The organism is Roseinatronobacter sp. NSM (assembly GCF_052379845.1).
In the GTDB taxonomy this organism is placed as follows: Bacteria; Pseudomonadota; Alphaproteobacteria; order Rhodobacterales; family Rhodobacteraceae; genus Roseinatronobacter.
In genome coordinates, this window is sequence record NZ_JBQTCF010000026.1 from 50,490 (window position 1) to 63,869 (window position 13,380).

At 60.1% G+C, this 13,380-nt stretch carries 13 protein-coding genes and 2 pseudogenes; 9 read left to right on the top strand and 6 right to left on the bottom strand.

The window, feature by feature from the left end; genetic code table 11:
• Positions 1 to 323: 323 nt before the first annotated feature.
• Positions 324 to 1,085 carry an RNA methyltransferase gene (locus ACTZWY_RS14260; RefSeq protein WP_444791377.1) on the bottom strand — a complete coding sequence of 254 codons (762 nt, stop codon included), beginning with the start codon at positions 1,083 to 1,085 and terminating at the stop codon, positions 324 to 326.
• 131 nt (positions 1,086 to 1,216) lie between these two features.
• On the opposite strand from ACTZWY_RS14260, the gene ACTZWY_RS14265 reads away from it, so the two are divergent.
• Positions 1,217 to 1,834, top strand: a complete 618-nt coding sequence (locus ACTZWY_RS14265) for a thiamine phosphate synthase (RefSeq protein ID WP_444791378.1) — start codon at positions 1,217 to 1,219, stop codon at positions 1,832 to 1,834.
• An 8-nt stretch (positions 1,835 to 1,842) separates the two neighbouring features.
• On the opposite strand, the gene olsA is transcribed toward ACTZWY_RS14265, so the two are convergent.
• The 3 genes from olsA to ACTZWY_RS14280 form a co-directional block, all read right to left on the bottom strand.
• The gene (gene olsA / locus ACTZWY_RS14270) at positions 1,843 to 2,673 is read right to left on the bottom strand and encodes a lyso-ornithine lipid O-acyltransferase (protein WP_444791389.1); all 831 of its coding nucleotides are present in this window, start codon (positions 2,671 to 2,673) and stop codon (positions 1,843 to 1,845) included.
• The gene (gene olsB, locus ACTZWY_RS14275; protein WP_444791379.1) at positions 2,670 to 3,446 is read right to left on the bottom strand and encodes an L-ornithine N(alpha)-acyltransferase; all 777 of its coding nucleotides are present in this window, start codon (positions 3,444 to 3,446) and stop codon (positions 2,670 to 2,672) included. The genes olsA and olsB overlap by 4 nt, the downstream gene beginning before the upstream one ends.
• A gap of 131 nt (positions 3,447 to 3,577) precedes the next feature.
• On the bottom strand, positions 3,578 to 3,754 hold the full coding sequence (locus ACTZWY_RS14280; protein WP_444791380.1) for a DUF3553 domain-containing protein: 177 nt from the start codon (positions 3,752 to 3,754) through the stop codon (positions 3,578 to 3,580).
• On the opposite strand from ACTZWY_RS14280, the gene ACTZWY_RS14285 reads away from it, so the two are divergent.
• Together ACTZWY_RS14285 and ACTZWY_RS14290 are read left to right on the top strand one after the other, a co-directional pair.
• On the top strand, positions 3,746 to 4,405 hold the full coding sequence (locus tag ACTZWY_RS14285; RefSeq protein ID WP_444791381.1) for a histidine phosphotransferase family protein: 660 nt from the start codon (positions 3,746 to 3,748) through the stop codon (positions 4,403 to 4,405). The two genes, ACTZWY_RS14280 and ACTZWY_RS14285, sit on opposite strands and share 9 nt — an antisense overlap.
• 147 nt (positions 4,406 to 4,552) lie before the next feature.
• Entirely contained in the window at positions 4,553 to 4,825 is a 273-nt protein-coding gene (locus ACTZWY_RS14290) for a glycine zipper 2TM domain-containing protein (protein WP_444791382.1), read from the top strand.
• Positions 4,826 to 4,910: 85 nt separating this feature from the next.
• On the opposite strand, the gene ACTZWY_RS14295 is transcribed toward ACTZWY_RS14290, so the two are convergent.
• Complete coding sequence (locus ACTZWY_RS14295; protein ID WP_444791383.1) at positions 4,911 to 6,074, bottom strand: M20 aminoacylase family protein; 1,164 nt, start codon at positions 6,072 to 6,074, stop codon at positions 4,911 to 4,913.
• 103 nt (positions 6,075 to 6,177) lie between these two features.
• A complete protein-coding gene (gene serB, locus ACTZWY_RS14300) occupies positions 6,178 to 7,059 on the bottom strand; it encodes a phosphoserine phosphatase SerB (protein WP_444791384.1) in 882 nt (293 codons plus the stop codon).
• Between the two features lie 156 nt (positions 7,060 to 7,215).
• On the opposite strand from serB, the gene ACTZWY_RS14305 reads away from it, so the two are divergent.
• The 6 genes and pseudogenes from ACTZWY_RS14305 to ACTZWY_RS14330 form a co-directional block, all read left to right on the top strand.
• Positions 7,216 to 8,373 (top strand): phosphoserine transaminase, encoded by a 1,158-nt coding sequence (locus tag ACTZWY_RS14305; RefSeq protein ID WP_444791385.1) that lies wholly within the window; start codon positions 7,216 to 7,218, stop codon positions 8,371 to 8,373.
• Between the two features lie 72 nt (positions 8,374 to 8,445).
• Entirely contained in the window at positions 8,446 to 10,041 is a 1,596-nt protein-coding gene (serA, locus tag ACTZWY_RS14310; RefSeq protein ID WP_444791386.1) for a phosphoglycerate dehydrogenase, read from the top strand.
• A gap of 80 nt (positions 10,042 to 10,121) precedes the next feature.
• Positions 10,122 to 10,859, top strand: a complete 738-nt coding sequence (locus ACTZWY_RS14315) for a metallophosphoesterase family protein (protein ID WP_444791387.1) — start codon at positions 10,122 to 10,124, stop codon at positions 10,857 to 10,859.
• Between the two features lie 134 nt (positions 10,860 to 10,993).
• Positions 10,994 to 12,088, top strand: coding sequence for a transglutaminase-like domain-containing protein (locus tag ACTZWY_RS14320; RefSeq protein ID WP_444791388.1), 1,095 nt, complete (start codon positions 10,994 to 10,996; stop codon positions 12,086 to 12,088).
• A pseudogene (locus tag ACTZWY_RS14325) lies at positions 12,085 to 12,573 on the top strand (flavoprotein); the annotation flags it as partial. The gene ACTZWY_RS14320 and the pseudogene ACTZWY_RS14325, both read left to right, overlap by 4 nt.
• Before the next feature lie 135 nt (positions 12,574 to 12,708).
• Positions 12,709 to 13,353: pseudogene (locus ACTZWY_RS14330) on the top strand (phosphopantothenoylcysteine decarboxylase domain-containing protein); the annotation flags it as partial.
• Between the last annotated feature and the right edge of the window lie 27 nt (positions 13,354 to 13,380).

A 13,380-nucleotide genomic window follows, 5' to 3' on the forward strand; every position in this document is an offset into this window, starting at 1 on the left:
GTGTGTGGCTGATGCGGGATCAAGGGGCAGGGATGCGGCCAATACACTCAGTTTGCTGCGTGACGGGGGTGTCCGGGTTTGGAATGCGGATAATGGCCTTTTGCGGACATCGGGAATGCCCCAAGGCGCGGAGCAAAGGCCGAAGGCCGCCGCGCCATCGGCGGGCCGTCCCGCGGCCTGCCGATTTGGCTAGCGACACGCCAAGCATTGGAAGTAAGGATATGCAGCCTGCATAAAGTGAACTTCACTGGCGTCGGATCGGCAGACCCCGGCCCACCGTTGGCGCGGGCTTCATCCCAGTGCAAAGGGCCGCTTCAGGCTATTCACTGCCCGTCTTGCTTGCGCGCCAGTTGTCGCAGCATGCCATGCAGGGTTTGCACATCTGCGCGCGTCAGTGCCAGCCGCGCCCACATGTTGCGCAGGTTCAGGCGCATGTTCTGGGCCTTTTCGGGCGGGGTGAAGAAGCCTGCCCCTTCCAGCCGGTCTTCGAAATGGTCGCCCAGCTTCTCGCGCTCGATCGCGGTGGCGAAATCGGTGCCGGCCATGGCCAGCACTTCGGGGGGCGTGTCCGTCCCATGGCGCGCAAATTCATAGGCCACCAGAAGCACGCATTGCGCAAGGTTCAGCGAATAGAAGGCTGGGTTGACTGGCACGGTAATAATGGCATTTGCGCGCGCCACATCATGGTTTTCCAGCCCCGCGCGTTCGGGGCCGAACAAGACGGCGACGCGCTTGCCCTCGGCCACCATGGCGCGGGCCTGTTTCATGGCGTATTCGGGTGTCAAGACGGGTTTTGTCAGCCCGCGCCCGCGTGCTGTGGTGGCAAACACATAATCGCAATCACCAATTGCGGCAGGCAGGTCGTCAAATGCGCCTGCGCGCTCCAGCACGGGCGACGCGCCAGATGCCATGGCCGTGGCCTTGGGGTTGGGCCAGCCGTCGCGCGGGGCCACAACGCGCATGCGCGCGCAGCCGAAATTCAGCATCGCGCGCGCGGCCGCGCCGATATTCTCGCCCATTTGCGGGCGCACCAGCACCATAACGGGGGTGGGTGCGTCGAAAAGCTGGTCATCAAGCGGTGTCATGGAACCTCTGGCGGGTGTGGGTGGTGCGCTGCCAATAGCGGGGCAGGGCGCATGCTTCAAGCTGCGCGCGCTTGTTTCCGCCCCGGCCACAGGGTAGAAGCGCAACAGTTCAAGCGAAAGATGCCATCAGCATGCCCGATGACCAGCCCCAGATCTACCTGATAACGCCCCCCACCTTCGAGATTGAAACCTTCCCCCGGATTCTGGCGCGCGTTCTGGACAGCCACCCTGTGGCGTGTTTGCGGCTGGCCCTTGCCACCCGCGATGAAGACACCATTTTGCGCAGCGCGGATGCCTTGCGCGAAATCGCCCATGCGCGCGATATTCCCATCGTCATTGCCGATCATGTGCTGATGGTGGAACGCCTTGGGCTGGACGGGGTGCATTTGTCTGACACCACCAAACCCCTGCGCAAATTGCGCAAGGATATGGGCGCGGATGCGATTATCGGCAGCTTTTGCGGCATATCGCAGCATGACGGCATTAATGCGGGCGAAGCGGGGGCCGATTACATCAGTTTCGGGCCCGTTGGACAGACCGCGCTGGGCGATGGTCAGGTGGCACCCCATGACCTGTTTGAATGGTGGTCGTCGATGATCGAATTGCCGGTTGTTGCCGAAGGGGCCTTGAACCGCGATCTGGTTGCGGGGCTTGCGCCTGTGGTTGATTTCTTTGCCGTGGGCGATGAAATCTGGCGGCAAGACGACCCTGTCGCGGCGCTTATGGACCTGACTGTGCCGCTGCGCTGATTTGCAGGTTATGGCGCGGCAGCATGTGCCGCGTCAAACCCCTGCCGCACAGCAGTTTGTGCCGCGATGGCCAGTTGCTTGCGGTCCGGGAATGCCGCCACTTCCAATTCGGGATGGAACACCAGATCGACCTGTCCGCGCCGCGCCTGCGCCAGCACAACCAGAAGATGCGCGCCAAAATCCATGTTGCCCCACCAGCCATACAGGCGCCTGTCCTGGCCTTGCGGGGGGTGATAGGCCACACTGACCGGCTGGATATGTAGAAACTCCCGCAAGGCAGGGGTAAAGAACGCCTCGAACAAGGTGGATTTGAACGGCAGCACGCGGCGGCTGTCCGAACTGGTGCCTTCGGGAAAAAATAACAGCCGGTGACCCGCGCGCAAGCGGGCCTCGAACAGCAGTTTGTGCAGGGCCGAATCGCGCCTGTTCCTGCGAATGAATACTGTGCCAGTGGCCCGCGCAAGCCAGCCAATACCGGGCCATGCGGCGACTTCATCCTTGGACACGAAATAAACCCTGTCGGCAGCGTTCAGCACGAAAATATCCAGCCATGACGCATGATTGGCCACAATCGCCCCCGGCTTTGTCATGGGCTTGCCTTGAATATTCAGCCGCAACCCGATGATCCGCAGCGCAAGCCGGCATACCCCTTGTGTCAGAAACGGGGTGATGGGGCGGCGCAGGCCGAACAGCGGGCGTTCCAGCAACCGCAAAGCCAGCAGGATGGCCAACCCGCCAAACACCAGCGGCGCCAGCAGGCACAGCCGCACCCCGATGACAGGCCAGCGGGACAGAGGGATCGCAACGCTTGGCGGGGCAATGTCATGTCCCCATGTCATGACGGCAAGCCGGTTTTCAGGTTTAGGCTGCGCGCGGCGCGCGCCATCGCTTTGGTGTCCAGAATCAGGCATATGTCAGTTGTTCGGAACTCATGATCAATGAAGGCCCCGTCCCCCACAACCCCGCCAATACGCAAATACGCCTTGATAAGCGACGGAACCTGCGCCAGCGCGGCTTTGCGGTCCAGTTGGTCGGGCGCAACCATATCCATGCGCTGAAAAACCTTGGCGCGGACCCGCAATTCAGGTGGCGCAAGGTGTCGATGGTGCAGCAGGCTAAGCGGTTGCGCCAGTGCGTGGGGGTCTGTGCCGTGAAAACTGGCCGCGCCGAACAGGATGTCATGGTCATGTCGGGCGACATAGGCGGCGAGCGCGTGCCACATCAGCAGCATTGCAGGGCCGCCGCGATAGTCTATTGCCACGCAGGACCGCCCCAGTTCCAACAATCTGCGCCCGGACGATTTCAGTGCGTGCAGGTCGAATTCGCGGTCACAATAAAAACTGCCAGTTCTGTCAAGCCGGTCATCTGGCAACAAGCGATACGCCCCCACGACATGCGCCCCGTCATCCGGGTTCAGGCGGGTGTCGACCAGCAGAAGATGGTCAAAATGCGGGTCCAGTTCATCGCATTCCAGTTTCCTGGCATGATCGACCAATGGTCCCGTTCCGCCCAGTTCTTCTATGAACACACGGTATCGCAGATGTTGGGCCGCCAGCAGGTCCACGTCGTCGCGCGCAAGGCGCACGACCAAATGTGATGGATCGAACGTCATCAGCCCTCTTTATGTCGGTGCCGCAGCATGCGGGGCGCACGGCATTTATGCAGCGCATAGCCGGGTTGCAAGATTGTATTGTTGCCCGAACACCCTTGAATGCACGCCATGGTTGTGCGAGACGGGCCCCCTTAGAAACTGTATACAACTTCAAGGGTTACCACATCAGCATTAATGACTATTTTACCCTCATCTGGAAAATTGACTGTAACAAGGCTGCCAATACGCGACTGAACCTGCCCAATCCCCCAACCGGGATGTTGGGGGTGACGCACGAACATTCCTGGCTCTAGGATCGAATGACTCATATTAAAAAAGAATACAATGAAGCCCTGCCCTTGGAAAGCCCTGTTGGCGTTCTGGAACTGGCTGAATTGCTGACATCACGCATCTGCCATGACTTGATCAGTCCCTTGGGGGCCATTGGCAACGGGGTTGAACTTATGACCATGGCTGGCGTTGCCGATGGTCCCGAACTGGCATTGATCGCGGAAAGTGTTGCGACGGCAAATGCACGCATTCGCCTGTTTCGCTGCGCCTTGGGCGCGGCAACGCAGGGCCAGACAATCACGACTGCGGAAATCAACACACTTCTGGCAGATTACGGTCGCACCACCCGGCATTGGACCGAATTCGATATCCATCAGGATTTACCACGACAAGACGTCAAGCTGTTGTTGCTGATATTGATGTGTCTGGAAACCGCGCTGCCGTGGGGCGGGGCCGTGCATGTGACCAGATCGGATACTGGATATGCGTTGAGTGCGGAAGCGGATCGCATTCGCTATGACCCCGACCTATGGGCAATTCTGCACAATGCCGCCGCTAAGGATGGGTTGCGCCCGGCGACAGTGCATTTTGTCATGGCCGCGCTGGAATTGCAGCGTCAGGACTGGGTGTTTTCGGTCAATCACTGCGCGCAAACCATAGAATTGGACCTTGCCCGCCGTCGCCCATGACCATGTGGGGGCGGGGGCAGGTGTTGAACTGCGTCAAGACGACAGATTGTGATCGGTGGTTTCCTGCCGAAACCAAAACATGGTCGTGACAGCCCGCCAAAACATGTTACCCTTGTTTCCGCAAAGCTCTTAAGGAGGCGAAGTATAATGAAAAAGCTGTTGATGATTGGTGTTTTGGGGGGCGCGCTGGCCGTGTCCGGGTGCCAGATGACCCAAACCGAACGCTCCATCGTGGGGGGTGTCGCGGGCGCTGCAGGGGGCCTTGCTGTGGGGAACCTGCTTGGCGCGAACACCAACTGGACCATTCTGGCCACAGTTGCGGGCGCTGCTGCAGGCACTTTGCTGGCGCAAAATACCCGCACTGGGCAATGTGCCTACGCGCGCGGTGATGGCACCTATTATGAGGCACCTTGCCCCTGATCCCCGCGCGGCAACACCAGTTGCGATATAAACCAGCCCCGGTCCTGTGGCCGGGGCTGTTTTCATCAGTGCAGCGCGGCGTGCCTTATGCCAGCGGCAAACGCTGCTCTGCCAGTTCTACCCAGAAGCTGCAGCCTGCGGGAATGGCCTCGTCGTTGAAGTCATACTCGGGGTGATGCACGCTGGCTGTGTCGCCATTCCCGACCAGAATATAGGCGCCGGGCCGTTCTTCCAGCATGAAGGCAAAATCCTCGCCGCCCATGACAAGGGGCGCATCATCGCAGCCACCTGATACGCTGCGCGCCGCCATGGCCGCATAGTCGGTTTCGGTGTCGGTGTTCACCATGACCGGATAGCCGCGCATGTAATTGACCTGCGCCCTGGCCCCGAACGCCGCAGTGGTGTGTTCGGCCAGTGCCTTGATGCGCGTTTCGGCCAGGGCGCGCATATCTGCGCTTAGGGTGCGCACAGTGCCGCGCAAGGTCGCGTTCTGGGGAATCACGTTGAACGCCTGCGTGTCCGTCACAAAAGAGGTGACAGAAACCACCATTTCCTTGGTCGGGTCCGCGTTGCGGCTGGCGATTGTCTGCATCGCGGTCACCAGATGGGCGGCAACCACAGTTGTATCAATGCATTCATGGGGTTTGGCGGCATGCCCGCCGCGCCCTTCGATGGTGATTTCGAACTGGTCGGTTGCCGCGAAGAACGCGCCGGGCCGGATGCTGAACTGCCCTACCGGAACACCGGGCCAGTTGTGCATTCCATACACTTCATGAATGCCGAAGCGGTCCATAAGCCCGTCTTCGCACATGGCGCGGCCCCCGCCGCCGCCTTCTTCGGCGGGTTGGAAAATCACCACGACAGTGCCATCAAAACTGCGCGTCTCGGTCAGGTATTTTGCCGCGCCCAGCAGCATGGCCGTATGCCCGTCATGGCCGCAAGCGTGCATCTTGCCAGCTTCTTTCGACGCGTAATCAAGCCCGGTCGCTTCGTGAATCGGCAGCGCATCCATATCGGCGCGCAATCCCACCACGCGCCCCGAATCTGCCTTACGGCCGCGTATGACGCCCACGACGCCGGTGCCGCCGATCCCTTCAACCACCTCATCGCAGCCGAATTCACGCAGCTTTTGTGCGACGATGCCAGCGGTGCGGTGGCATTCATACAGGATTTCGGGGTGGGCGTGGAAATCCCTGCGCCATTCCGTGATTTCCGGCAACAATTCGGCAAAACGGTTCTTTATCGGCATTGCAGCTAGCTCCTTGGATGTGATCGCATTTTGCGCGATTTGGGGCACTGTGCCACAGTATTGGCCCCGCTTCCAGCAATCCCCCCCAAAAGAATTTTCCGCCTCACAACTCGTTTACAAAATCATCAATCCGGTAGCCCTGCAGATACAAAAGCGCTGTCAGATCGCCATGATTGATCCGCAGGTCGCACTGCGCGGCGACAGCCGGTTTTGCATGCAGCGCCACGCCTGCGCCCGCGCGTGCCAGCATGCCCAGATCATTGGCCCCGTCGCCAACGGCAATCACATCACTGGCCTGCAGGCCCAATCGCGCGGAAATCTCCTCCAGCGCCGCAATCTTGGCATCGCGCCCCAGAATCGGCTCGGCCACAGTGCCGTTCAGTTTACCCCCTTCGACCAGCAGCGTGTTGGCGCGGTTTTCATCAAACCCCAAAGCCTGGGCCACATGCGTGGTGAAGGCCGTGAACCCGCCTGACACCAGAACGGCATATCCGCCGCGCGCCTTCATCGTGGCGATCAATTCACGCCCGCCGGGGGTGAAGGTGATGCGCGTTTCCAGCACCTTGGCGATAACGCTTTCATCCAAGCCCTTCAGCAAGGCCACACGTTCGCGCAAGGCATCTTCAAACTGCAGTTCGCCATTCATGGCGCGTGCGGTAATTCCAGCGACATAGGCGCCCACGCCGGCTTCATCTGCCAGTTCGTCGATGCATTCCTGTTCAATCATCGTGCTGTCCATATCGGCAAGCAGCATATGTTTTTGCCGCCCCTTCATGGTTTGAATTGCCAGATCAATGCCTTGGCCCTGTAATTCCTGCCAGACCTGCCATTGGTTGTCCGGGCGCGTTTCCAGCGGAAATTCGGCGGCAACACCGGGGTTTAACCATTCAGCCACACCGCCGCCCCATGCATCGCGCAGGGATTCGACAGTGGCAGCGTCAAGCGAGGGATTGGCAGGGTTGGTCAGCAGTGTGGCGACATACATGGGGCAAGTTTCCGATCGTGGACAAGCAGCGTCGTTTTTCTGTGGTCAAGCGGCGCTCTAGAGCAATTTTGCCTCTTGTGCCAGTGGGGATTGGTCCGTAATGCCGTTCGTGGGACACCCTTCCCCAACGAAGGGCATTATATCTGGAAGGATACCATGACTATACCTGCACAACCGGCAACGCGCCCGGCGAACCCGCGTTTTTCTTCTGGCCCCTGTGCCAAAATCCCCACATTCGCACTGGAAAAACTGGCTGACGCCCCTTTGGGCCGGTCGCACCGTGCCGCCGTGGGCAAGTCCAAGCTGAAAGCGGCCATTGACGGCACGCGCGACATTCTGGGCATTCCCGCTGACTACCGCATCGGCATTGTGCCTGCATCCGACACGGGTGCAGTTGAAATGGCCATGTGGTCCATGCTGGGCGCGCGCAAGGCCACGATGGTGGCATGGGAAAGTTTTGGTGCGGGCTGGGTCACGGATGTGGTCAAGCAGTTGAAAATCGACGCTGATGTGAAAACCGCCGAGTATGGCCAGATCGTGGACATGGCCAGCCTGGATTATGACACTGACGTGGTGTTCACCTGGAACGGCACGACATCTGGCGTGCGGGTGCCCAATGGTGACGCCATCCCCACAGACCGCAAGGGCCTGACGATTTGTGATGCGACATCAGCCGCGTTTGCGATGGACCTGCCTTGGGACAAGCTGGATGTGGTGACTTTCAGCTGGCAAAAGGTGATGGGTGGTGAGGCGGCGCATGGCATGCTGGTTCTTAGCCCGCGCGCGGTGGAACGGCTGGAAAGCTACACCCCCGCATGGCCCCTGCCAAAGATTTTCCGCATGACCAAGGGCGGCAAACTGATTGAAGGTATCTTCAAGGGCGAAACCATAAACACCCCCTCCATGCTGGCGGTGGAAGATTACCTGCTTGCGCTGGACTGGGCGCAAGACATTGGCGGGCTGCCTGCCCTGATTGCGCGCTGCGATGCGAATGCAGGCGTGATTTCGCAGTTTTGCGCGGCCAATGACTGGATTGCCAATCTGGCCGAAGACCCCGCAACCGCATCCACAACATCAGTCTGCCTGAAATTCACCGACCCCGCGATTGCCGACGGCGCGGCTTTTGCCAAAGCGGTGGCCAAACGGCTGGAGGCCGAGGGCGTTGCGCTGGATATCGGCGCCTACCGCGATGCGCCAGCGGGCCTGCGCATCTGGTGCGGGGCCACGGTTGAAAAAAGCGATCTGGACGCGCTGATGCCATGGCTGGACTGGGCCTATCACACGGAACGTGCGGCGCTGACAGCGCCTGCATAAGCCTGACATCGTGGCGGGCGCGTCCCGCCGCATTCCCCACTGAACATTCCCTTATTCAAGGAGCCACGAACCATGGCACCCAAAGTTCTCGTATCTGACAAACTGTCTGAAACCGCTGTGCAAATTTTCCGTGACCGCGGCATTGATGTGACGTTTGACCCGTCCATCGGCAAGGACAAGGACAAACTGCTGGCCGTTATTGGTGATTATGACGGGCTGGCCATCCGGTCCGCCACCAAAGTGACCGAGAAAATTCTTGAAGCGGCAACCAACCTGAAGGTGATTGGCCGTGCCGGTATCGGGGTTGACAATGTCGACATTCCTGCCGCGTCGAAAAAAGGTGTGATCGTGATGAACACGCCTTTCGGCAACTCTGTCACCACGGCGGAACACGCGATTTCGCTGATGATGGCCGTGGCACGCCAGATACCGGAAGCCAGCGCATCCACCCATGCCGGAAAATGGGAAAAATCCCGTTTCATGGGCGTTGAACTGACGGCCAAGACACTGGGCGTTATCGGCGCGGGCAATATTGGCGGCATCGTGTGCGACCGCGCGCTGGGCCTGCGCATGAAGGTTGTGGCCTATGACCCCTTCCTGAGCGAGGAACGCGCCACCAAACTGGGTGTCACCAAGGTGGAGCTGGATGAGTTGCTGGCGCGCGCCGATTTCATTACCCTGCATGTCCCGCTGACCGACAAGACCCGCAATATCCTGTCTGCCGAAAACCTGGCGAAAACCAAGAAAGGCGTGCGCATTGTGAACTGTGCCCGTGGCGGTCTGGTGGATGAAGCTGCGCTGGCCGAAGCGCTGAAATCCGGCCATGTTGCCGGGGCGGGGTTTGATGTGTTCGAAGTGGAACCCGCCACCGACAGCCCGCTGTTCAACCTGCCCAATGTTGTTGTCACCCCCCATCTGGGGGCCAGCACCACCGAAGCACAGGAAAACGTGGCCCTGCAAGTCGCGGAACAAATGTCGGATTATCTGCTGTCAGGGGCCGTGCAAAACGCGCTGAACATGCCCTCGGTCACCGCGGAAGAAGCGCGCGTGATGGGGCCGTGGGTCAAGCTGGCCAGCCATCTGGGCGCTTTCGCGGGCCAGCTGACGGATGAACCGATTCAGGCAATCAACATTCTGTATGACGGCGCCGTGTCAGAAATGAACCTTGACGCGCTGGGATGTGCGGCGATTGCCGGTATCATGAAGGCCACCAACCCCGATGTGAACATGGTGTCCGCGCCCGTCGTGGCCAAGGAACGCGGCGTCAAGATTTCGCGCACCACGCAGGCAAAATCAGGCGTATTTGACGCCTATATCAAGCTGACCGTTGTGACCGAAGGGCGCGAACGTTCCATCGCAGGCACAGTGTTTTCCGATGGCAAGCCGCGCTTCATCCAGATCAAGGGCATTACCCTTGATGCCGAGGTGGGCGAGCATATGCTCTATACCACCAATGACGATGTGCCCGGCATTATCGGCACGCTGGGCCAGACCATGGGCGAAAATGGCGTTAATATCGCAAACTTCACCCTTGGCCGTTCCGATGCGGGACGCGACGCGATTGCGCTGTTGTATCTGGATGCGCCCGCGCCCGATGCGGTGCTGAACAAGCTGCGCGCAACCGGATTGTTCCGTCAGGTGCGCCCGCTGGCATTTGATGTAGGCTGATTGTGAAAATCATCATTGCGGGGCTTGACCCGCGATGATTGCCCCTGTTCCTTGTCCGCGCGCAGGAACAGGGGTTTTTTATGCGAAGCTACGCTATTGGCGATATTCACGGGCAGGTCACGCTGCTGCAACAGGCGCATGCCTTGATTGACCGTGACCGCAAGGCCTGCCGCGACATGGATGCGCCGGTTATCCATCTGGGTGATCTGGTGGACAGGGGGCCAGACAGTGCCGGTGTTATCCGTTTGCTGCGCGAAGGCGTCAGTGGTGGTGCGCCCTGGGTTGTGCTGAAGGGCAACCATGACCGGCTTTTTACCCGTTTCCTGACCGATGCGGGCTGGCGTGACCCCAATATCCGCGATGGGCTGACCTATTTGCACCCGCTGATTGGCGGGGCGCAAACGCTTATGTCATATGGTCTGTATCGTCCGACATCATTTCACATCAAGACTGTGCGCGCCAGTGCGCTGGCGCAAGTGCCGCCCGAAGACATTGCCTTTCTGGAAGCGTGCCCGCTGATGTATCGTCAGGGCGACACCTTGTTTGTGCATGCGGGCATTCGCCCCGGTGTGCCCTTGTCGCAACAGGCCGAACAGGACCTTTTGTGGATACGCGACCCGTTCCTGATGGACACCCGCGATCATGGCCCGCTGATTGTGCATGGCCACACGGCAATTCCCCAGCCGCTGCATTACCGCAACAGGGTCAATCTTGACAGCCGCGCAGGCTATGGCGGGCCGCTAAGCGTTGCCGTGTTCGAGGGGCGACACGTGTTCATCTTGACAGAATCCGGGCGGGTGCCCCTTCTGCCACGATAGAAGTCATTTCAACAACTTCCCCAATCTTGGTTAAACAGGGGTTAATTTTTTTCAAAATTGTAACCTATAGTTGTGCGAGCCGCTGCGAATCAATTTCGTCAACTGCTGCAAAGACCAAATAGGGGACAATACCAATGCTGCATAAACTTGATTTCTCTCAGAACACGTCCGTTTCAGAAGGTTATTTTCTTGATAGTTTATTGGGGCTGTATCTGGGCAATGCGGCGCGGGCCGTGTTTGCCCGTGGCCGGATCGTCACATTGACCGCAGGGCAGGCGCTGCCTGTCCAATCGTCCGAGACATTGTGTATTCTGCTTCAGGGTGTGTTGACACATGATCATGGCTGGCTAAGCCCGGGCTGCCATTTCAGCGACATTGCGCACCCCTTGGCGGTAAAAGATGCGCAGGCGCTTATCTGGGTGTTGGACATGGCCGATGCGGGCTGGCTGGACCCCCAAACCGCCCATCTGCGGGCGGCACTGGACGGGGCGCTGCAATCTTGCGCGCGCGCCATTGCAGGGGCAACCCCGCCCCGGAACCTGCCAGACCCTGAAACGCTGTGCGATGTGACCCATCCCGCCATTCGTCGAACGGCCGCGCGCCTGTTGCGCACCACCGAAGAAGCCACTGCGCAAGCGGTGTTTGCGTTTGTTCAGGCCATGCCCTACCGGTTCGGGAACTGGCAGGAACGCGCATCGGACACGCTGGCGCGCGGGTCCGGCATGTGCACCACGAAGGCCAATCTGCAGGTGGCCTTGATGCGGGCTTGCGGGCTGGAAGCGGGCTTTGCCGAAGTGCCCATGGAAATGAGCGTTCTGGGCAAGCTGATGCCGGATGCATGGTTGCCCATGATGCGCCCGAGAGTGCGGCATTATTTCGGCGCGGTCAAACTGGGGGGGCGCTGGCATGCGGCGGACTCGTCTTATAACGACGACAGCATGCGCATCTATCTGGAACAGATTCCGGGCTTTGATTTCCTTTTGCCCGCGCGCATTGGCACCGGCACACCCTACAGCCCGGCGCATTCTCATGATGGGCTGGACATGTTCGACATTGCGGTTGTGCCCCATCTGAATGATGAGATGAGCAAGAAAAGCCGCTTTTCCCCAATGCAGTTCGAAGCCTTGAACACACGGCTGGATCGTGCGCAAGGATGCTGGCAAAAATGGCTCGCGGCAGATCATCCTGACCTGCAGGGCGATGACCAACAAGGTGGACGCGTTGCATGAATTTGTTTGACTGGGATTTTTCCGCGCCAACCCCCAGTGAGTTGGGCGACCACGATGTGCCCCCGGCTTCGGGGCGGTTAGCGGGCAAGCGGGTGGCGCTACTGGTCACCGGCGGCATAGCGGCCATGAAAACCCCGCAAATCGCGCGGGGGTTGCGTCGCCATGGTGCCGATGTGGTGGCCTTCGTCAGTGCCGATGCGTTGCGCTATGTCGCGCGGGAAGCGCTGGAATGGGCCTGTCTGGGGCAGGTGGTGGACGGGCTGACCTGGCGGGCGGAACATTTGTCTGATGATGCGCCTTTCGATGCGTATCTGGTGGCCCCTGCCACCCATAACACCATCGCCAAGATGGCCGCGGGCATTGGCGACACGCTGGTGACCTCGGCATTGATTTCGGCATTGGGCCGGATGGAGCAGGGGCGCGCGCGTGTTCTGGTCGCGCCCACCATGCACGGGTCCATGCATAACAGCCAGCTTGTGGAAAATTCCCGTAAACTGGCGGCGCAGGGAGTGCAGTTCATTGCCCCGCGCAACGCCTATGGCAAGCACAATCTGCCCGATACTGCCGTTTTGTGCACGGCAGTGGGGCGGGCGCTGTCCACATCTGCGCTGCGCGGCAAGCGTATCATGGTGACGGCAGGGCCAACGCCTGTGCCCATTGACGGTGTGCGCCGCATCGTCAACCGGTTTCGCGGCAGGCTGGGCGCGGATATTGCGGACGAACTGACATGGCGCGGGGCTGATGCGGAATTGCTGCTGGGTGACGGGGCGTGGCGACCATCCGCGCCCATGAAACTGGCCATTGCGCGCACCTATGACGATTACCGCGATATGGTTCTGGACCGTGTAGGGCAGGGGCTGTTCGCGGGCGTGTTTTCCGCAGGCGTCGCCGATTACCGGCCCAAACAGGTGGTGGATGGCAAGATCGTGTCCGGCGCGGATGAATACCCGCTGATGCTGGCCCCCACTGAAAAGGTGATCGATCTGGCCATGGCGGCAAGTCCGCAGATGCATACAGTCGCGTTCAAATATCTGGAAAAAGTCACCGAGGAGGAGTTGATTCGTGTGGCGACCAAACGGCTGGACCGTGCGGGCCTTGTGGTGGCCACGCGCGGCGAAGACGCGCGCGGGCGCGAACAACGCGCGCTGATGGTGCGCAAAGACGGGGTGTCTCCGGTGGACGGCAAGGCACGGATTGCAAGCGCGGTTGCCGATTACCTTGAAGGGCTGGCCAGTTCGCCGCGCCAACAGTTGGCCGCCGAATAGCTGCGCGCGGAACGCGGGTCCGTTCCT

What these genes read in the sequence shown, in the direction of transcription:
- ACTZWY_RS14260 (WP_444791377.1), bottom strand. Translation starts at nt 1,085, where the DNA reads ATGACACCGCTTGATGACCAGCTTTTCGACGCACCCACCCCCGTTATG.
- ACTZWY_RS14265 (WP_444791378.1), top strand. Translation starts at nt 1,217, where the DNA reads ATGCCCGATGACCAGCCCCAGATCTACCTGATAACGCCCCCCACCTTC.
- olsA (WP_444791389.1), bottom strand. Translation starts at nt 2,673, where the DNA reads ATGACATGGGGACATGACATTGCCCCGCCAAGCGTTGCGATCCCTCTG.
- olsB (WP_444791379.1), bottom strand. Translation starts at nt 3,446, where the DNA reads ATGACGTTCGATCCATCACATTTGGTCGTGCGCCTTGCGCGCGACGAC.
- ACTZWY_RS14285 (WP_444791381.1), top strand. Translation starts at nt 3,746, where the DNA reads ATGACTCATATTAAAAAAGAATACAATGAAGCCCTGCCCTTGGAAAGC.
- ACTZWY_RS14280 (WP_444791380.1), bottom strand. Translation starts at nt 3,754, where the DNA reads ATGAGTCATTCGATCCTAGAGCCAGGAATGTTCGTGCGTCACCCCCAA.
- ACTZWY_RS14290 (WP_444791382.1), top strand. Translation starts at nt 4,553, where the DNA reads ATGAAAAAGCTGTTGATGATTGGTGTTTTGGGGGGCGCGCTGGCCGTG.
- ACTZWY_RS14295 (WP_444791383.1), bottom strand. Translation starts at nt 6,074, where the DNA reads ATGCCGATAAAGAACCGTTTTGCCGAATTGTTGCCGGAAATCACGGAA.
- serB (WP_444791384.1), bottom strand. Translation starts at nt 7,059, where the DNA reads ATGTATGTCGCCACACTGCTGACCAACCCTGCCAATCCCTCGCTTGAC.
- ACTZWY_RS14305 (WP_444791385.1), top strand. Translation starts at nt 7,216, where the DNA reads ATGACTATACCTGCACAACCGGCAACGCGCCCGGCGAACCCGCGTTTT.
- serA (WP_444791386.1), top strand. Translation starts at nt 8,446, where the DNA reads ATGGCACCCAAAGTTCTCGTATCTGACAAACTGTCTGAAACCGCTGTG.
- ACTZWY_RS14315 (WP_444791387.1), top strand. Translation starts at nt 10,122, where the DNA reads ATGCGAAGCTACGCTATTGGCGATATTCACGGGCAGGTCACGCTGCTG.
- ACTZWY_RS14320 (WP_444791388.1), top strand. Translation starts at nt 10,994, where the DNA reads ATGCTGCATAAACTTGATTTCTCTCAGAACACGTCCGTTTCAGAAGGT.